Origin of the sequence: Streptomyces incanus (genome assembly GCF_042656345.1) — a bacterium.
Lineage (GTDB): Bacteria > Actinomycetota > Actinomycetes > Streptomycetales > Streptomycetaceae > Streptomyces > Streptomyces incanus.
Genome location: NZ_JBHSPC010000002.1, coordinates 1 through 19,028, shown reverse-complemented (window position 1 = coordinate 19,028; position 19,028 = coordinate 1). Strand labels below are relative to the sequence as shown.

Genomic DNA, 19,028 nt, shown 5'->3' with positions numbered 1-19,028 from the left:
CCATCACCGCCGAGGGGCTACCCCGCCATACCCATCTGACCGTTGAGTTTTCCGGTCAGGTGTGACGGACGAGGGGAAGTCAACTCGCCCGTTTTGGGGCGGTCGTGGTGCTTAAGTCCGTACGGAAATCGTTAACGATCAAGAGGAACGGCTTGGAATACGAGCCCTACGTCTATTAACGTTCGATAACGCAGCGCGGTCGTCCCAGCCGTCACACGAGTCGGCTCCGTGCGCACGCGCCGAATCCCGCAAGGGAACCGGGGAACCAACATCTTGGGGTGAATCGTGTGGATGCCTCCGTGGAGACACGGACGGTATACGCGCGTAGGAGACCTTCCTGCTCCGAACCCGTCAGCTAACCCGGTAGGCGATAAGGAAGGAAAGGAGTGCGCCCCACGTGGCGTCGAACCGGCCTGCCCCTGAGGCCCCCTTCATGCCGAGCCAGCCCGACAGCGAGTCCTTCGGCTACGGCAGCATCCGCACCGACGAGGGCCCCTTCGAGGAGTGGAACCCCACTGCGGAGTCCCTGCGCCCCGTACGCGGCCGGCACCGCGTCGGCAAGCAGCGCGGCGGTGGCCTCGCCCGTAGCTCCACCGTCCTGGGCGTCGGTGTCATAGCCGCCGTCGCCGGTGGCGGTATGGCCAGCGCCCAGACCGGCAAGCCGCCGGTCTCGATCTCGATGCCGGACCTTCCCTCCGTCGGTTCCCTCATCTCCGACGAGGAAACCCCCCAGGGCTCCGCCACCCCGCTCAGCAGCATCGGCACGGTCGCCGACGAGGCCGAGCAGGGCAGCACCTCCGACGCCGGCGAGGTGCTGCGCGCCCGGATCATGGCCCAGGTCGAGCAGCAGCAGAGCCAGGCCGAGGACCAGGCCGCCGCCGAGGCCGTCGCCAAGGCGGAGAAGGAGGCCAAGGACCAGGCCGCCGCCGCCAAGAAGGAGGCGGAGGAGGAGGCCGCCGCCGCCAAGAAGGAGGCGGAGGAGGAGGCCGCGAAGAAGGCCGAGGCCGAGCGTCTGGCCGAACTGGCCAAGCAGTACACGCTGCCGACCTCCTCGTACACCATCTCCTCGACCTTCGGTCAGGCCGGCGCCTACTGGTCCTCCGGCCAGCACACGGGCCTGGACCTCGCCGCCCCCACCGGCACCCTGCTCAAGGCCGTCCACACCGGCACGATCACCTCCGCCGGCTGGGACGGCTCCTACGGCTACAAGACCGTGCTGACCCTCGATGACGGCACCGAGATCTGGTATGCCCACCAGTCCTCCATCAACGTCAGCGTCGGCCAGCAGGTCAACACCGGTGACGTGATCGGCCGCGTCGGCGCCACCGGCAACGTGACCGGCGCCCATCTCCACATGGAGGTGCACCCGGCCGGTTCTGCCTCGGGCATCGACCCGATGGCCTGGATGCAGTCGAAGGGCCTCACCGTCTGAGACCCCGGCCCCGGCCGGTCTTCGCGCGCTCTCGCAGCCACAGCCCCGGCAGTCCTGACGACGACCCCCCCGACGTCAGGGCTGCCGGTCCGGCGTTTCAGGGGCGGTACGCGTACGGGTTCGGCCCGGACGCCGGGTGCGCGGAGTACGTGGGGTGCGCGGAGTACGTGGGGTGCGCGGAGTACGTGGGGTTCATGGCGCCGTACGGGCCGTACCCCCCGTACGCTCCGGGTAAGTCGTACGCGCCGTGCACCGGCCAGGGCGGGGCGTACGGTGCGGTGACTCGGGCCGCGTGGTCCAGGGCCGGGCGGGCCGTGTCGCGGCGCTGCCACAGCTCTCGTAGCAGCTCGTGCTCCCGTGCGGCGAAGTCCGTACCCGCGTGGCCGCGGCGCCCTCGGTGCCGCAGGAACGCCAGCGACGTCGCGTACGCCCCGTACTGCGCCACCGCGCGGGCCGCGGCCCGGCCGCCGTGCTGGCGCGCGTACCGCCGGGCGACGCGCCGGGCCCGCATCGAGCCGAGCGCGTAGGGCTGGGCCGGGGTCAGCCAGCCGGCCCTGACGTACGCGGGCAGCTCCTCCCGTACGGTCCGCAGCTCGCGCTGCCGGGTCCACACCACCAGCCACGTCAGCAGGCCGAACGACGGCAGCATGAACGCCGCGTACACGGCGAAGAAGCCGTACTCGCCGAGGGTCGAGGAGACGTTCCACAGCGCGTGCATGCTCATCGCGAGCAGCAGGCCACCGAGCGGGAGCAGGAAGCGCACCGGGCGCCGCCGCCCGGTGGCGAGCGCGGCCGTCCCGAAGCCGATGCCGGTGAGGACCGTGAAGAGCGGGTGCGCGAACGGCGACATGACGACGCGGACGAAGAACGTCGCCGCGGTGACGGAGGAGACGCCGCTGCCGCCGGTGAGCTGGTCGGTGCCGAAGGCGGTGCCGAGGTAGAGGATGTTCTCGGTGAAGGCGAAACCGGTGGCGGTGACCCCGGCTATCACCACGCCGTCGAGGAGGGTGGCGAAGTCGCGTCTGCGGAACAGGAAGACCAGCAGGACGGCGGCGGCCTTCGCGGACTCCTCCACGACCGGGGCTATCACGGTCGCGCCGAGCGTGTTCGCGCGGGACGGGTCGGCGGTCTCCGTCGCTATCCACTGGGTGGCGAAGCTGTTGGCGACGATCGCCATGAGCGCGGCGGCGCCGGCGCCCCAGGCGAACGAGAAGACGAGGTTGCGCCACGGGCCGGGCGCGACCCGGTCCAGCCAGCGGAACGCGGTGACCAGCAGCGGCACCGGCAGGACGGCGAGGCAGAGGCCGACCAGGAAGCCCTCCGTGCCGGTCTGCTCGCGGACCAGGCCCAGGATGACCAGACCCGAGAGCGCGAGGAGGGCTGTCAGCGCCCCGTGGCGCACCCGGGGCCGCTGCCACCAGTGCGCGTGCCGCAGGGCGGGCCCGTCGGCCGGCCCGGTGGGACCGGGGGCCGCGCCGGGCTGTGTCGGGTGCGGACGGCTGATGGCCACGACATTGACCCTAACGAGGGAGCGGTGCTGCCCGCAGGAACACCAGGTGGGCTCAGGCGCCGGCGCCGGCGGCGTCCCGGTCCTCGGGCCGGGTGTCGGCCCGGGTGTCGGGCCGGTCGTCGTGGTGCACGCGGCGGAAGAGCAGGTCGTTCACCACATGGCCCTTGTCCAGTCCTTGTCCCTCGAAACGGGTCAGCGGCCGGAACTGCGGGCGCGGTGCGAAACCGCCGTCCGCCACGGTGTTCTCGAAGCCGGGGTGCGCGGTCAGCACCTCGAGCATCTGCTGGGCGTACGGCTCCCAGTCGGTGGCGCAGTGCACGGTCGCGCCCGGGGCGAGGCGGGCCGCGGCGAGGTCGAGGAAGGCCGGCTGGATCAGCCGGCGCTTGTGGTGCCGCTTCTTCGGCCAGGGGTCGGGGAAGTAGACGCGCAGCCCGCCCAGCGCGTCGGGGGTGAGCATCTCGCGCAGCAGGATGATCGCGTCGCCGTTGCCGACGCGGACGTTGTCCAGGCCGTGCTGGTCGGCGAGGCCGAGCAGATGACCCTGGCCGGGGGTGTGCACGTCCACGGCGAGGATGTTGGTGCCGGGGTCGGCGGCGGCCATGCGCGCGGTGGCCTCGCCCATGCCGAAGCCGATCTCGAGGACGACCGGGCGGTCGTTGCCGAAGAAATCGGCGAGGTCGAGACGCTGCCGGCCGTCGACGTCGAAGCCCCACCGGGGCCACAGCCGCTGCAACGCGTCCGCCTGCCCGGCGGTGACCCGGCTCCGGCGTGGTTGGAAACTCCGGATCCGCCGCTCGAAGTGCGACCCGGCGGGATCGGCCTTCGGGCCGTCCGGGAAGCGGGGCTCCCCCTTCTCCCGGGTATGGCGGACCGAGGTCCCGGGCGGGTACTCGGGGTGCCGGGCGTGTGCTCCGGGAATGCTCATCGGAGACCTCCGGAGACGCTCCCGGCTTCAGCCGGGTGGAGAGTCGAACCCTTGCGGTACGGGCGGTACGGGGCGAGGAACGGGGTTTTGCCCCAGAGGCGAGAGACCTTCCGCACGGCTGGGTAAGCCGACTGCCGTGCGTCGCGAGAACCAAGCACGTGCAACTCCTTTGTCCTGACGGGCAACCGGGCAGGTTTCGTCCCGGCTGGTGTCGAGAGCGTCAGACGTGTTCGCTCGCTGAGCGAACGAGCTGCTTGAGCCAGGAATCCCCTTGCTTCGGCCGGGGGAGGGTTCAAGGAGTCGGACACAGTACTGTCGATTTTACGAGGGGCGCGGCAGGTGGTCGCCGTGTCCTTCACTCTTTCCGTTCATCGCCCCGGCTTCGCCAGCTCCGCCAAGGCCCGCCGCGCGACCTCCCGGCCGATGGGCAGGGACGCCGTCGCCGCGGGCGAGGGGGCGTTCAGGACGTGGACCGCGCGGGGCGTCTCCTGGATCAGGAAGTCGTCGGCGAGCGTGCCGTCGCGCAGCACCGCCTGGGCCCGTACGCCCGCTGGGGCCGGGACCAGGTCGGCCTCCCGGACCGCGGGCACGAGCCGGCGGACCGCCTCGGTGAAGGCCCGCCGCGACAGGGAACGGTGCAGCTCGCCGGTGCCGTGCCGCCAGTGGCGGCGGGCCAGGTGCCGGGAGCCCGGCCAGGCCAGCGTGGCGGCCAGCTCGCGCGGGCGGACCGTACGCCAGTCGTAGCCCTCGCGCGCCAGTGCCGGTACGGCGTTGGGCCCGACGTGGACGCCCCCGCCGATGCCGCGCGTGAGGTGGACTCCGAGGAACGGGAACGCCGGGTCGGGCACCGGGTAGACCAGGCCGCGGACCAGCTCCGGGCGGGCCAGCTCGTAGTACTCGCCGCGGAACGGCACGATGCGCATGCCGGGATCGTCGCCGGTGAGGCGGGCGATCTCGTCGCAGTACAGACCCGCGCAGTTCACCAGCATCCGGCCGCGCACGACGTCCCCGGCGGCGGTCAGGGCGGCCACGCCCAGGTCCGGGTGGCGGTCGACCCGGGTGACCCGCGCGCCGTAGCGGATCTCCGCGCCGGACGCGGCCGCCAGCCGGCGGGCCACCGCCGCGTAGTCGCAGACGCCGGTGGTGCCGACGTGGATGGCGGCCAGGCCCTCGACCTCCGGCTCGTACTCGGCGATCTGCGCGGCGCCCAGTTCGCGGACCGTCAGACCGTTCTCCCGGCCGCGCTGGACCAGGGTGTGCAGGCGGGGCAACTCGTCCCGGCCGGTGGCGACGATCAGCTTGCCCGTCACCGCGTGCGGGATGTCGTACTCCGCGCAGAACTTGACCATTTCGGCCGCGCCCCGCACCGCGTACCGCGCCTTCAGGGAGCCGGGGCGGTAGTAGATGCCGCTGTGGATGACGCCGCTGTTGCGGCCCGTCTGGTGCCGGGCGGGGCCGGGCTCCTTCTCCAGCACCGTGACCCGCGTGCCCGGCGCCGCGCGGGTGATCGCGTACGCCGTCGACAGGCCGACGATGCCGCCGCCGATCACCAGCACGTCGCAGTCGTACGCCCGCCGCGCCACCCGCACCACCTCCAGGTCCCGATAGTGCACTGCGCCACTGACAACGCCCGTAAACCCCGGAAAACCCGGAAGCGGCGAGGACCTGCCGGCCTCTGCCGGGTGCGGCCGGCGAGGGCGGTGGTCCGGGGCGGCCCGGATCAGGCCGAGGGCGTGGGCATCAGGCGGGAGTCATCAGCAGGGGCCGGGCGCGCTCGCGCAGCTCGACCACGCGGGGTTCGTCGCCGTAGGGCTCCAGACGGTGCAGGAGGTCCCTGACGTACTCCGTGGTGCGCGCGGACGAGATGCGGCCGGCCACCTCCACCGCGCGCACCCCCTGCTCGCAGGCGGCGTCCAGGTTGCCCGACTCCAGCTCGGCGACCGCCGAGACGACGAGCCGCAGCCCGTGCGAGCGGACGAACTCCTCCGTCGGCCGCGACAGCGCCTGCTCGGTGAAGCGGCGGACCTGGCGGGGCGCCTTCAGGTCGCGGTAGCACTCGGCGGCGTCGGCGGCGAAGCGGTCGTAGGAGTAGAAGCCCAGCCAGACCGGGTCGCTGTCACCGGGGCGGGAACGTTCCAGCCAGCCCTCGGCCGCCCTCAGGGCCGCGCCGGCCGCCGGGGCGTCACCCGCGCGTGCGTGCGCGCGTGCCTCCACGAGCCGGAAGAAACTCATGGTGCGGGCCGTGGCCAGGCCGCGGTTGCGCTCCAGCGCGGCCTGGGCCAGGTCGACGCCCTCGTCACCGAAGCCGCGGTAGGTGGCCTGGAGGGACATGGAGGCCAGTACGTATCCCCCCAGGGGGACGTCGGCCGCCGCGCGGGCCAGGCGCAGGGCCTGGATGTAGTAGCGCTGGGCGGCCTCCTGCTGGCCGGTGTCGAAGGCCATCCAGCCGGCGAGCCGGGTGAGTTCGGCCGACGCGCCGAACAGGGAACGGCCCACGTCGTCGGCGTAGGAGCCCAGCAGCAGGGGCGCCGCCTCGACCCGCAGGCACTCGGGGACCATCGACGAGCGCCAGTCGCCGCCTCCGTACTTGGAGTCCCAGCGGCGCGCGTCCTCGGCGGCCTCGCGCAGCTTGCGCACATCGCTGTGGCCGACTCTGGCCGGTGCGGCGGAGCCCTCCGCGGGGCTCACCTCGCGTGCGACCGAGCTGTCGGCCGGGGTTATCAGCCAGCGTGAGGCAGGCGTTGCATATGCGCTCACTGCGAACGATCCGGCGAGCGACTGCCAGATGCCGCCGGACCCCGCGCGGCGGCCGGCCAGGTCCAGCCGGTACAGCTCGGTGGCGGACTTCACCGCCTGTCCGACGTCCCGGGGGAAGGCCAGGCCCACTTCGGGCGCGGGATCCGCGTCCGCCAGGCCGATCTCGTGGAGCGGCACCGGGCGGCCGAGCTTCTGGCCGATGGCGGCGGCGATCAGATGGGGCGCCGCGCCCTGCGGCACCATGCCCTTCGACACCCAGCGCGCCACCGACGTCTTGTCGTAGCGCAAGGTCAACCCGCGTTGGGCGCCAAGGTCGTTGACGCGCCGCGCGAGGCCCGCGTTGGAGATACCCGCGAGGGCGAGAACAGTTCCGAGCTTTTCGTTCGGCCCGCGTAGCTCCCTGGACATGCGCCACCCCTCGACACAGACGGCTGCCGCTCTGGCATAACCGCGCGGCATTCGTAAACCCAGCGTAGTTCGCCGGATCCCAAGCGTTAAGGGGCATTCTTCCGGATGGCGGGATTGTGGTCCGTACTGAAGTACGGGTCCGATACGCGCAGTTGCGGCATGCTCCCGGCGTGTGGCCGTGCGCCCGTGCGTGCGCTCTACTCCGGCCATGGCGGGGGCGGTTCCATGGTCCCTGCGTGGGTCGGCCCGCTGTACTGGATCCAGTGGGCTGGGGGACACCGCCGCCTTCATCCCCGCGGGTGGCGGAACGGTCCGGGAGGCGCACTCCGTCTCCCGGACCGCACGACTTTCCGGCAGTGCGCAGAGCCTGTACGGAGCGTGTTCGAGGTGATCCTCACCTCTCCGAATTGGCCGAAAATCGACCCCACTCTTTCAGGGCTATCAGCCCGTCTACCATGGCAGTTGAGGGCGCGTTAGTGGTTCTTGGGGCGCGCTGGGGGGCGCATTCACGTCGCAGCGGTGCAGGTGGGTGCGTGGTCGCGAGCGGACGATCTCCTTGCCTCGGGCGGGTGTTCGGATCGGGGTAGGAGTATCCGCCGGGGCGCATCCGACGGAGCACATGCGGTACCGGCGCCCCTCCTGAGCGCCTCCTTCATGGCAGCATGGGTGAACCGGTGCGTGCGGTGCGCCGGTTGTCCACAGCCTGTGGAGGCGTCGATGCGGTGGTTGGTGGGATGGAGCAGCGCCGCCGCGGGCGCCCTGGCGTACGGCTCCGCCGGCGCCACCGGCTCCGACGGCGAGACACTGCAACCGGTGGGTTCCCACCCGTTGTGGGGCGACCCCGATCCGCTGTGGGCGGTCGGCGACTGGCGGCCCGACGAGGTGCGGGTGGTGACCGCCGACGCCGAGACCCGGATCGCCGTCCTCGGCACCTGCGGCGCCTCCGACGAACAGCTGCGCGTCGCCCTGTTCGCCGCGCGCGGCGGCGCGCTGCGCCATCTGACCGCCTGGCCGGGCAGCTACACCGCCGTCGTACAGGTCGGCCGCCGGGTCACCGTCTGCGGCGACCTCGCGGGCGCCCGGCCGGTGTTCCACACCCCCTGGGAGGGCGGCACCGCGTACGCCACCGCCGCGCTGCCGCTCGCCGACCTCGTCGAGGCCAACCTCGACTTCGGTCACCTCGCCGCGCTCCTGGCCGCCCCCGATGTGCCGGCCGCGCTCCAGGACTCCACTCCGTACGACGGCGTGAAGCGCGTTCCGCCGGGGCATGCGCTGATCCTCCGCGCCGGGGCACGGGAGATCGCCGGGTACGAGCCCGTCGCCTCGCTCGCCGTCGCCGCGCCGCCCGCCGACCCGGACCGCGCGGTGGACGCCGTCCGGGACGCGCTGGTCGAGGCCGTACGCACCCGGCTCGCCGCGCCCCGGCACGTCCCCGGCGCCGATATCGATCCCGGCCCGGTGCCGGGCATGGGCCCCGCCGAACGGCGCGCGGCGCGCGGGATGCCGGTGCCCGGGATCGGGGCCGACCTCTCCGGCGGGCCCGCCTCCGGGACGCTGGCGCTGCTCGCCGCCGGGCTGCCGGGCATGCCGGGGACCGTGCTGGGGCACGGCACGGGCGCGGGCGAGCGGCTGCTCGCCGTCACGTTCAACGATCTCGCGGGGGGCCCGACCGGCGCGGGGAGCGGTCCGGCCGGCGGGCCGCCCGGCGGCCGGGAGGACGAACTCGCGCGCGCCGGGGCGCTGGCCGCCAACCCCCGGCTGCACCACGTGGTCGTCCCCGGCGGCGAGGACACCCTGCCGTACGCCGACCTCGACGGGCCGCTCACGGACGAGCCGGCCCCCTCCCTGGTCACCGTCGCCCGGCACCGGGCACGGCTGGCCGCAGGTAGTGCCGACCACTTCACGGGGTACGGGGCCCGGCAGGTGCTCGACGCGCATCCCGCGCGCCTCGCCGACCTCCTCATGGACCGCAAGCGGCGCCATCTCGTAGGGCCCGTCGCCGCGCTGGCGAAAGCCGACGGGTCCGTGCTGGTGCCCGCGCGCGTGTACGCCGCGGCCCGGCGCCTGTCCCGTACGCCGTACCGCACGGGTCTCGAGACCCTCGCGGAGCAGTTGCTCCGCCACCAGCTGGACGACGGGACTCCCTGGGGTGCGGCGGACGCCTCGCTGGCCGCGCTGACCTGGGGAAGACCCGGTCCGGCGGCGCGCTGGCTGACCGGAGAGGCGCTCGCTGAAGTATCGGTTCGCCTCCAGGCGTCCACCCGCCGGTCCGACGTGGGGCCGGGGCAGCGGCCCGGCGACTTCCGCGCGCGTGCGGCACTGGCCCGGCACGCCGCCGATGTACGGGTGCTGGAGCAGGCCGCCGAGATCCGCTTCCAGCGGTTGCACACACCGTTCCTCGACAACCAGGTCGTCCGCGCGTGCCGGGGGCTGCCCGAGGCGCTGCGGGTGAAGCCGGGGGCGCGGGCCTCCGTACTGCGGGCCGTGCTGGAAGGCGCGGGCGTACGGGACCTGCCCGCCGGGTGGGGCGCGCCGACCCAGGCGAACACCGCCGCCGCGGCGCGGATCGGGCTGCGGGTCGCCGCGGGCACGCTGATGACGCTGTTCGACACGCCGCTGCTCGCGGAGGCGGGACTGGTCGAGGCCCGCGTGGTGCGCAAGGCGCTGCGGGCCGCGGCGGAGGGGGAGCCGCTGCCGCTGGACGGGCTCGCGGACCTGGTCGCGCTGGAGCTGTGGCTGCGGCGATTGCTGGCACGGCGGGGGACGTGCTGGACGGGGACGCCCGGGCGGCAGCGGGCGGTGCCCGGGGGGATCGCCCCGCAGCGGGGGGCGTTGGCCCGGGGGGTCTGAGAGGGCCTACGGCGTTTCAACGGGTTCGGGCTCGGTGCGGTGGTTGGACCCGTGTCGGTTGGTGGTCCCGCGGCGGTTGCCGGGGCCGCGCCGGTTGCCGGGGGCGTGCGTGTGCGGTCGAACGCCGAGCGCCGTGTTCTTCGTCCGCCGTCGGGGCCTACGTGCAGGTGAAGCGGGACTCGGCCCAGTCGGCCAGGGCCAGGTGGTCGAAGTGGCTGCGAGGTTCCACCACCAGGCGTACGGTCTTGCGGCCCGTCAGGTCCACGTGGACCTGGACGGCTCGGTCGCCGCCCTTGATCGGCCCGGAGTTCCACAGGGGGACGCCGTCCGCGTGGACGGAGAAGGTGACCTTGCCCAGCTTCATCGTCAGGTCGTCCACGCGGACCATCGCGTCGTAGGCGGCGCACGGGCGGTTCAGGTCGATGGTGACGGAGGAACGGCCGTGGACCGTCACGCCCGGGGAGTGGCTCCGGGGGGCGACGGACAGGGCCGAGCGCTGCCAGACCCAGCTGCTCTCGCCGATACGCATTTCGGGAGCGTCGCCGTCGCCGCTGATGTCGTAGGCGAGCTCGCTCCACTGGTGGGCCTTCGGGGCGGGCGGAGGCGGAGGCGGTGGAGCCGGTGTGGGGGTCGGGGTCGGCGTGGGGGTGGGTTTCGGGATCGGCGCGGGTTTGGGGGGAAGNTTGGGGGGCGAGGCCGGCTTGGGGGTGGGTGTCGGTGCCGGGGTGGGCTTCGGGGCCGGTGTGGGCGTCGGTGCGGGCGCCGGTGGCGCGAGGGCCGGAGTGGGAGGATGCGGGGGCGCCGGTTCCGGGGTTTCCTCCGAGGGCGGCGGGGGCTCCTCGCGGACCACGGGGGACGAGGCGGGCGGGGCGGCCTTCGGCTCCTCGGGGGGCTTCTCATCGCCCGAGAGGGCGAAGACGATGGCCGCCGCCGTCGCCACCGCGACCACACCGGCCGCCAGGCCCGCCTTCACCGATGCGGCCAGCCCCTCCGAGGACGCCGCACCGGCCGCTCCACCCGAGCCACCGGCACCGGTGCCCGCCGCACCTGCCGTGCCCGCCGCTCCCGCGCTCGCCGCACCGGCGCCCGCCGCTCCCGCGCTCGCCGCACCGGCGCCCGCCGCTCCCGCGCTCGCCGCACCGGCGCCCGCCGCTCCCGCGGCGGCCGTGCCTCCGGCGAGGAGACCGGCCACCTTGGCGTACCCGGCGGTGCCGAACCAGCCGATGACGGCGACGGGCACCAGGGCGGGGATGCCGCTGGCGACTTCCTGGACCTGGGTGGCCGCCAGCCGGCACCGCGCGCATGCGTCCAGGTGCCCCCGCAGTCCCCGTTCGGCGCGGGTGCGCAGCCGGCCGCGCGCGTAGGTGCCGAGCTGGTCGGCGTAGCGGGCGCACTCCTCGTCGTCGGTGAGGGTCGCGCTGACGTGCGCCTGGAGGTACGCCTGCTTCAGGCCCTCACGGGCGCGGCTGGCCAGGACGCGGGTGCCGTTGGCGTCCAGGCCGAAGAGCGTGGCGACCGCGCTCGGCGACTCGTCCTCGACCTCGGTGTGCCACAGCACCGCCTGCCAGCGCTCCGGAAGCGACCTGAACGCCCTCATGGCCATGGACTGTTCGGCCTCGTGCATCGCCCGTACGTCCGCGCCCAGGTCCAGGGTGCCGGTGCCGGAGACGTGCGGAAGGCGCGCGGCCTGGGTGGCGAAGACCGCGAAGTCGTCGACCAGTTGCTCGCGCTTCGCCGACCGCGTCCAGGATGCCGCCACCCGTCGTACGGACGTGAGCAGATACGCGCGTACGGCGTGCTCGGGGCCCGAACCGCCGCGCACCGCCTGGAGCACACGGGCGAAGACCTCGGCGGTCAGATCGTCCGCGGTGTGGGCGTCCCGGCAGCACGTACGGGCGTACCGGCGCACCGCATCCGCGTGACGCCGGTACAGCTCCTCGTACGCCGAGTCGTCGCCCGCGCGCGTGCGCGTGAGGAGATCGGCGTCGGACGGCGGCAGTTCGCGCAGGGGAGGCAGGACGCTCTCCTCGCGCCGGTCACGCTGGGCGGGAACGAGGCCGTCCGGGGCGTCCCTGTCGTCGGGGGGCACGCTCGTGCGCCACCCCTGACCCGGCACCTGCGGTGTGCTCTCGGCCCCGGGGTCGTCGTCACCGTACGACTCGTCCCGTCCGTCAACGCTCATCGCGGAAGCCCCCGCCACCTGCCCAACCAGTCCTGATCACGGGTCAGGGTGCCATAGCGGCTTTTGGTCGGGACAGCTCAGGGAGGCCCATCCACCCGTCCGAGGGTTTCTGTCGCACATGAGTGCGGACGGTCACCCGTTCGGGAAAGGGGCGGGGCCCGTCCGGTGCGGACGGGCCCCCTCGGCCGCACCCACCCTCACGCCGGGCGTGAGCGCAGGCCCTCCAGGAGGATGTCCAGCAGCCGGGCCGAGGCCGCCGCCTGCTGGGCCGGGTCCGGCAGCGAGGGCGCGGCCGTGGCGATCACCAGGAGCACGTCCGCCACCGACACGTCCGGCCGCAGCGCGCCCGCCTCGCGGGCCCGCTCCACGAGTCGGCCGACGACGTCGAGAAGCTGCGCCGCACCGGCGTCGTCCTCCCCGGCGACGGCCGACCCCTTCTCGGGCACCAGCCGCAGTTCGGCGCCGGCCGGCTGCGTCCGCTGTTGCGGCACCCGCGCGTGGTCGTGCTCGTCCGCCACGCCCACCCGCAGCACCTGCGGCGGCAGCAGCCGCCCGGCGCCCGAGGCGACCGACGTGCGCAGGAAGCGGGACAGCGCCGACCACGGGTCGTCCTCCTGACCGAGCGCCGTACGTGCCTGGTCGGTCAGCCGGGAGGTCTCCTCCTCGGCTATCCGCCGGACCAGGACGTCCTTGCTCGGGAAGCGCCGGTACACCGTGCCCACACCGACGCGGGCCCGGCGTGCCACGTCCTCCATCGGCGCGCCGTAGCCCAGCTCGCCGAAGACCTCGCGTGCCGCGCGCAGCACGTGCTCCAGATTGCGCTGCGCGTCCACGCGCAGTGGTGTCGTGCGCGGCCCTCCCGCGCGTCCGTGGCCCGACGGCGCGCTCAGCGCGGTGCCGGGCGCCACGGCGGACGCGGAAGACCAATGAGAATCCTGAACATGCATACGTTTTCCCCCGGTAATGATGTCTCCCCCCGGAGACTCCCCGCCATAGATGGCTGGGCTCGAGGAACATGCCCGGTGGCCGGAACCGCCCGTCGCGGACCCGAATGAGCGCATCCCCCTACACCCCGTCGACGTACGAACATAGTTGAGAGGAAGTCAATTCAGAAGGGGCAGGTTCCGCACGGAGCGCCCCCCGATCGGAGTACGGGGCACATTGATCTCGTATGTACCCCGGGGTAAGTGTCGGAAAAGCGCTGCTGACCTGCGCACACGCCGTTCGCTCCGGAGACCCGGGCCGCCCGGCGCGCCCACCGCCTCCAGTCACACAATTCGTCGGGGCTGTGGACAAACGCAAGCGGCGGGTGCGTCATGGGACGGTGAAGGAACGTACGCGCATTCTCGTTGTCGGTGGCGGCTACGTCGGTATGTACACGGCCCTGCGCCTGCAGCGGAAGCTGAAACGGGAACTCGCCCGGGGTGCGGCCGAGATCACCGTCGTCACCCCAGACCCGTACATGACGTACCAGCCGTTCCTCCCCGAAGCGGCCGCCGGTGCCATTTCCCCTCGTCATGTAGTCGTACCGCTGCGTCGTGTCCTGGACCGATGCCACATCGTCATCGGCGAGGCCTCCGCCATCGACCACGCCGCACGCGTCGCCACCATCACCACCCTCGCCGACAACGAGAAGGGCAGCGGCGGCAGGAGCGGCGGCGGCCGGGCGGTGGCGTACGACGAACTCGTCCTCGCGCCCGGCTCCGTCTCGCGCACCCTGCCGATCCCCGGTCTCGCCGACCACGCCATCGGCTTCAAGACCCTCGAGGAGGCCATCGGACTGCGCAACCACGTCCTCGAGCAGATGGACATCGCCTCCTCCACCCGCGACCCCGACGTCCGCGACGCCGCCCTCACCTTCGTCTTCGTCGGCGGCGGCTACGCGGGCGTCGAGGCACTCGGCGAACTGGAGGACATGGCCCGCTACACCACGCGGTACTACCACAACCTCCGCCCCGAGGACATGAAGTGGATCCTCGTCGAGGCCTCGGACCGCATCCTGCCCGAGGTCGGCGAGGCGATGGGCCGCTACACGGTCAGCGAACTGCGCCGCCGCAACATCGACGTACGCCTGGAGACCCGCCTGGAGTCCTGCGCCGACCGCGTCGCCGTCCTCAGTGACGGTGCCCGCTTCCCCACCCGCACCGTCGTGTGGACCGCCGGCGTCACACCACATCCCGTCCTCGCCGCCACCGACCTGGCGCGCGACGAACGCGGACGGCTGCGGTGCACCGCCGAACTCGCCGTCGAGGGCGCCCCGCACGCGTGGGCCGCGGGCGACGCCGCCGCCGTCCCCGACACCACCGCCGAGGACCCCGGCAGGGACTGCGCACCCAATGCCCAGCACGCGCTCCGCCAGGCGAAGGTCCTCGCCGACAACATCGCGCACTCCCTGCGCGGCGAACCCCTTCAGGCGTACGCCCACTCGTACGCCGGGTCGGTCGCCTCCCTGGGGCTGCACAAGGGCGTCGCCCACGTCTACGGGCGCAGGATCAAGGGCTACCCCGCCTGGTTCATACACCGCACCTACCACCTGAGCCGCGTCCCCACCTTCAACCGCAAGGCGCGCGTGGCCGCCGAATGGACCCTCGCCGGGCTCTTCAAACGGGAGATCGTCTCCCTGGGTTCACTCGAACACCCGCGGGCCGAGTTCGAACTCGCGGCCGGTGGAAAGCCTTCTCAGGACCCCCCGGACAACCCGAAGGGGTCGTCCTGACCGCACCCAGGAACTCCACGGACCGGCCCGACGTCTGACGGATGTCGGCCCGGTCGGCAGCCTGCCAGACTGGTCCACCACCGAGGGCGGGCGGCTGCCCGTTCCCGGTGCGGCCCCGGGGCCCCGGCCGGTCCCGTTTCCCGGCCGCCGACAACTACACGAGGCAAGGATTCGTGAACTTCACCCGCTGGAGCGCCCGGCTCCCCGGAACGCAACGCCGCGCCGCAGCGCGCAGCACGCACGTGGTCTCTCCGGACCGGCGGGGAGAGGGCTCCGTGCCCACGGCCCGCGCCGAACAACTCATCGGGGATCCACGGCCCGTGCCCGCCGTCGACGACCTCAGGGGGCGTGAGGTCCTCGACCACGTCCCCTCCCTCGTCGCCCTGGTGCACGGCCCGGACCACCGCATCGCCTACGTCAACGGCGCCTACACGGCAGCCTTCGGCGCCCGCCCGGTCGGCGCCCCCGCGCGAGGAGCGCTTCCGGAGCTCGACGAACTCGGCCTGCTGCCCCTCCTCGACCAGGTCCTGCGCAGCGGAAAGCCCCGCACGGTCAAGTCCCGCAAGGCCCCCGGCGGCCGGTCCTACACCTTCACCTGCACGCCGGTCACCCAGGGCGACGGCAGCGGTGTGCTGGTCTTCGCCACCGATGTCACCGACCACGCCGAGGCCGCCGAACGCCTGCGCGCGAGCGAGCGCCGCCAGCGCGAGACCGCCGTCACCCTCCAGCGCTCCCTGCTCCCGCAGGAGCTCGAGGAGCCCGACGACCTGCGGGTCGCCGCCACCTACCATCCCGGCGGCACCGAGGCCGCCGTCGGCGGCGACTGGTACGACGTGATCACCCTCGGCGGCGGCCGCACCGCCCTGGTCATCGGCGACGTCATGGGCCGGGGCGTCCGCGCGGCGGCCGTCATGGGCCAGCTCCGCACGGCGGTACGCGCCTACGCCCGCCTCGACCTCCCCCCGCACGAGGTCCTCCAACTGCTCGACGGCCTCGCCACGGAGATCGACGCCAACCAGATCGCCACCTGCGCGTACGCCATCCACGACCCCAACGAGGGCACCCTCGTCCACGCCTCCGCAGGCCACCTGCCCATCCTGGTCCGCGACGAGCACGGCACCGTCCAGCGCGCCGACGAGCCGACCGGCCCCCCGCTCGGCACCGGCGGCTGGATCCACTCCTCCGGTTCGATCCCCCTGGGCCCCGGCTCCACCGCCGTCCTCTACACGGACGGCCTGGTCGAGCGCCGCAACGAGGACCTCGACGAGGGCATCGCCGCCCTGGAGCGCGCCCTGGCCGGCGCGACCGGCACCCCCCAGGTGATCTGCGACCGCCTGATCCGCTCGGCGGGCGTGACCCCGGAGCACGACGACGACGTCGCCGTACTGGTGCTCCAGCACCCCGCCCGCACGGGCCCGGAGAGCGAGCTGTTCCGCAATGCCGCCCTGGAGCTGCTGGGCGGCGTCGAAGCGGCCCCACGCGCGCGTGCCTTCGCCTCCGGCGTGCTCACCAGCTGGCGCTTCCCCGCCGATCTGCACGACCTGGGCGTCCTGGCCGCGAGCGAACTGGTCGCCAACTCCCTCCAGCACGGCACCCCGCCCATGCGGCTGCGCCTGCGCCGCACCGACCGCCGGCTGATCGTCGAGGTCACCGACGGGGACGACCACCTGCCGAGGCGCCGCCGCGCGGAGCCCGCCGACGAGTCCGGCCGGGGCATCGCCATCGTCGCGACGATCGCCTCCACCTGGGGAAGTCGGCGCACCCCGGGCGGCGGCAAGGCCGTCTGGTGCGAGTTCGCCCTGCCGAAACCGGTCACCCCGTAGGGAGCGGGATGCTGCGGAGCGTCGGCGCCAGGTACGCGCCGGGGTCTCGGGCGTGCCTGGGTTTCAGGCGTGTGCCTGGGGCAGGTACGTGCCTGGGTCTCAGGCGTGCGCCGGGGACTGGCCCGCCGGGGCGGTGCTGCCCTGGGTCACCACCCGGCTGCGCGCCACCGACGGCTGGTCCTGCACGTCCGTGAGCTGCCTGCCCAGCCGCAGCGCGAGCACCGTGATCGCCAGTGAGAACAGCACGAACACCACGATGTACGGCCCGTGCAGCGCGGCACCCATCGGCCCGCCCACCGCCGGCCCGATGGCCAGCGCGAGCTGCTTCACCAGGGCGAACGCCGAGTTGTACTGTCCCGCCAGCCCTTCCGGCGCGAGATCCGCGACCAACGGGGCGAGCGTCGGCGACAGCATCGACTCACCGAGCCCGAACAGGGCGTACGTCGAGATGAAGGCGGCGGTCGCCATGGCCTGGCTGCCGTTCCCGAGGCCCGCGTACCCGGCCACGGCCCACGCCACGGCCCAGAGCAGGCCCACCGACGCGATCACGCGGGTGCGCCTGCGGCGCTCCACGAGCCGCAGCACCACGAACTGCGCGATGACGATGACCAGGGTGTTCGCCGCCAGCGCCGTCCCCAGGGTCGACGGCGAGATACCGGCCGCCTCGACCCCGTACGCGCTCAGCCCCGACTCGAACTGTCCGTAGCAGGCGAAGAACAGCACGAAGCCCAGCACGCACAGCTGCACCATGGCCCGGTTGCCCATCAGCTGCTTCCAGCTGCCCTTGGCCGACGGAGCAGGAGCGCCCGCGACACGGGGCGAGCGCGGCATCCGCACCGTCGCCATCACCACGACCAGCAGCAGGAACATCGCCGCCTCGATCGAGAACAGCACGGTGAAGGAGGAGGCCCTGGTCGCGTCGACGAGGTATCCGCCGATGAGACCGCCGGTCCCGAGCCCGAGGTTCTGCAGGAAGAACTGCATGGCGAACGCCCGCGACCGGGTCTCCGCCGTGGAGCAGTCCACGATCATCGTCGCCAGCGCCGGCTGCATCACGGCCTGCCCGGCCCCGAGCAGCGCCGCCGACACCAGCACGCTCGACGCACCGTTCGAGAGGCCGAGGCTCAGCGCTCCGACGGCGGCCGTGACCAGGGCGACGAGCAGCACCGGCAGTGGACCCCGTCGGACGATGGCCCGTCCGGCGAACGGCAGCACGATCAGCGCGGCCACCGCGAACACGGCGAGCACCAGCCCCGCCGTCATGGCCCCGAGTCCCCGCACCTGCGCCACATAGACGTACAGGTAGGGGACGGTGAAGCCGAGCCCGAACGCACTGAGTGCGTTGCCCACGTGGATCCGGCGCATCGCAGCGCCCATCGCCCTGGTCACGTTCACCTCTTTCACGAGTTAGGAGTGAAGACTTAGAAGCTAAAGTTCGAAAGTGAAGAGTACACGTCGAACGGCTTCAGTACGAAGGGCTTCAAGGTGAAGGGTGTCGTGCCATACTGCGGGCCATGGGCGACACCTCCGGCCTCAGCGAGCCGACACTCGAAGAGCAGATCGCCGCGTACCAGCGCGAGTTCGAGGACCTCGACCCCCAGGTCGAGAAGATCATCTCTGCGCTGTCCCGGCTGAACCGCCGGATGAACGTCGCTTACGGCCGCCAGACCGCCGAGCTCGGCATCACCAACGCCGACTGGGAGGTCCTCAAGGCCCTCGTCCTGTCCGGCGCCCCGTACCGCATGGGCCCCAGTGACCTCGCCAAGCGCCTCGGTCTCACGCCGGCCGCCATGACCCACCGGATCGACCGCATGGTCGCCGAAGGCCTCGTCAACCGGGAACGGGACGAGACGAACCGGGTCCGGGTCATCGTCGAGGCGACCCCCGCCGGCCGCGAGAAGTGGCTCGAGGTGATGCGCATGGCGACGGTCTTCGAGGAGGACCTGCTCCAGGACCTCTCCCCGGACGAGCGGATCGCCCTGGGCGAGGTGCTCACCCGCCTCCTGCGCAGGGTGGAGGACGCCCAGCCCGACGCCGGCGGCCGCCTCGCCGACCTGGACTGAGGCCTCGCCCCTCGGCCCCCCTCAACGGCCGAAAAGATCTTGACAGGGGCTGCTTGACTTCCCCCTCCCTGATCCGTAAAGTTCTCCGAGTTGCCATCGAGCCGTAACGGTTCTCCGGCAGCACTCCCGCCGCGAGAGCGGCACTCAAAAACACCAGCACGACCTCCCCAGCGGACTGCTTTCGGCATGCTCGAATTCAATTCGCAGGGACGCCGACGTCTGAATCGGAACCGAACGGCTCCGATTTGAGAAGCGGCGAGAGAGTCCGCTAAGGTTTGAGACGTCGGAACGGTCCAACGGCCTGAAAGACAAACCCCGCTGACCGGGGGTCAGATCGAAGAAAAAGATCTGATAGAGTCGGA

General features: G+C 72.9%; 12 protein-coding genes and 1 riboswitch. Of the genes, 5 read left to right on the top strand and 7 right to left on the bottom strand.

The window, feature by feature from the left end; genetic code table 11:
• The first annotated feature begins 227 nt into the window (after positions 1-227).
• Positions 228-385, top strand: a riboswitch (cyclic di-AMP (ydaO/yuaA leader).
• Between the two features lie 12 nt (positions 386-397).
• Positions 398-1,432 (top strand): M23 family metallopeptidase, encoded by a 1,035-nt coding sequence (locus ACFP2V_RS00620; RefSeq protein WP_381204293.1) that lies wholly within the window; start codon positions 398-400, stop codon positions 1,430-1,432.
• Positions 1,433-1,529: 97 nt separating this feature from the next.
• On the opposite strand, the gene ACFP2V_RS00615 is transcribed toward ACFP2V_RS00620, so the two are convergent.
• The 4 genes from ACFP2V_RS00615 to ACFP2V_RS00600 form a co-directional block, all read right to left on the bottom strand.
• Positions 1,530-2,942, bottom strand: coding sequence for a PrsW family intramembrane metalloprotease (locus ACFP2V_RS00615; protein ID WP_381204292.1), 1,413 nt, complete (start codon positions 2,940-2,942; stop codon positions 1,530-1,532).
• A gap of 52 nt (positions 2,943-2,994) precedes the next feature.
• Positions 2,995-3,867: a tRNA (guanosine(46)-N7)-methyltransferase TrmB gene (gene trmB, locus ACFP2V_RS00610; RefSeq protein ID WP_381204291.1), complete on the bottom strand. Its 873-nt coding sequence runs from the start codon at positions 3,865-3,867 to the stop codon at positions 2,995-2,997.
• 368 nt (positions 3,868-4,235) lie between these two features.
• Positions 4,236-5,480 (bottom strand): L-2-hydroxyglutarate oxidase, encoded by a 1,245-nt coding sequence (lhgO, locus tag ACFP2V_RS00605; RefSeq protein ID WP_381204290.1) that lies wholly within the window; start codon positions 5,478-5,480, stop codon positions 4,236-4,238.
• Positions 5,481-5,607: 127 nt separating this feature from the next.
• Positions 5,608-7,032, bottom strand: a complete 1,425-nt coding sequence (locus ACFP2V_RS00600; protein ID WP_381204289.1) for an MFS transporter — start codon at positions 7,030-7,032, stop codon at positions 5,608-5,610.
• 717 nt (positions 7,033-7,749) lie between these two features.
• On the opposite strand from ACFP2V_RS00600, the gene ACFP2V_RS00595 reads away from it, so the two are divergent.
• Positions 7,750-9,882 carry an asparagine synthase-related protein gene (locus tag ACFP2V_RS00595; protein ID WP_381204288.1) on the top strand — a complete coding sequence of 711 codons (2,133 nt, stop codon included), beginning with the start codon at positions 7,750-7,752 and terminating at the stop codon, positions 9,880-9,882.
• Between the two features lie 157 nt (positions 9,883-10,039).
• Here the strand turns inward: ACFP2V_RS00595 and ACFP2V_RS00590 are convergent, their stop codons facing one another.
• A complete protein-coding gene (locus tag ACFP2V_RS00590) occupies positions 10,040-12,064 on the bottom strand; it encodes a sigma-70 family RNA polymerase sigma factor (protein ID WP_381204287.1) in 2,025 nt (674 codons plus the stop codon).
• Between the two features lie 197 nt (positions 12,065-12,261).
• The gene (locus ACFP2V_RS00585) at positions 12,262-13,011 is read right to left on the bottom strand and encodes a TetR/AcrR family transcriptional regulator (RefSeq protein ID WP_381204286.1); all 750 of its coding nucleotides are present in this window, start codon (positions 13,009-13,011) and stop codon (positions 12,262-12,264) included.
• Between the two features lie 377 nt (positions 13,012-13,388).
• Here ACFP2V_RS00585 and ACFP2V_RS00580 point away from each other — a divergent pair, with 377 nt between their 5' ends.
• Positions 13,389-14,780, top strand: coding sequence for an NAD(P)/FAD-dependent oxidoreductase (locus ACFP2V_RS00580; RefSeq protein WP_381204285.1), 1,392 nt, complete (start codon positions 13,389-13,391; stop codon positions 14,778-14,780).
• A gap of 173 nt (positions 14,781-14,953) precedes the next feature.
• A complete protein-coding gene (locus ACFP2V_RS00575) occupies positions 14,954-16,603 on the top strand; it encodes an ATP-binding SpoIIE family protein phosphatase (RefSeq protein ID WP_381204284.1) in 1,650 nt (549 codons plus the stop codon).
• Positions 16,604-16,702: 99 nt separating this feature from the next.
• On the opposite strand, the gene ACFP2V_RS00570 is transcribed toward ACFP2V_RS00575, so the two are convergent.
• A complete protein-coding gene (locus ACFP2V_RS00570; RefSeq protein WP_381204294.1) occupies positions 16,703-17,980 on the bottom strand; it encodes an MFS transporter in 1,278 nt (425 codons plus the stop codon).
• A gap of 137 nt (positions 17,981-18,117) precedes the next feature.
• Between ACFP2V_RS00570 and ACFP2V_RS00565 the strand changes: the two genes are divergently transcribed.
• Complete coding sequence (locus ACFP2V_RS00565) at positions 18,118-18,666, top strand: MarR family winged helix-turn-helix transcriptional regulator (RefSeq protein WP_381204283.1); 549 nt, start codon at positions 18,118-18,120, stop codon at positions 18,664-18,666.
• Positions 18,667-19,028 lie beyond the last annotated feature (362 nt).

Excerpts from the sequence above, each read along its gene's own strand:
- ACFP2V_RS00585 (WP_381204286.1), bottom strand. The coding sequence starts at position 13,011 with ATGCATGTTCAGGATTCTCATTGGTCTTCCGCGTCCGCCGTGGCGCCC.
- ACFP2V_RS00570 (WP_381204294.1), bottom strand. The coding sequence starts at position 17,980 with ATGGGCGCTGCGATGCGCCGGATCCACGTGGGCAACGCACTCAGTGCG.
- ACFP2V_RS00565 (WP_381204283.1), top strand. The coding sequence starts at position 18,118 with ATGGGCGACACCTCCGGCCTCAGCGAGCCGACACTCGAAGAGCAGATC.
- ACFP2V_RS00600 (WP_381204289.1), bottom strand. The coding sequence starts at position 7,032 with ATGTCCAGGGAGCTACGCGGGCCGAACGAAAAGCTCGGAACTGTTCTC.
- trmB (WP_381204291.1), bottom strand. The coding sequence starts at position 3,867 with ATGAGCATTCCCGGAGCACACGCCCGGCACCCCGAGTACCCGCCCGGG.
- ACFP2V_RS00595 (WP_381204288.1), top strand. The coding sequence starts at position 7,750 with ATGCGGTGGTTGGTGGGATGGAGCAGCGCCGCCGCGGGCGCCCTGGCG.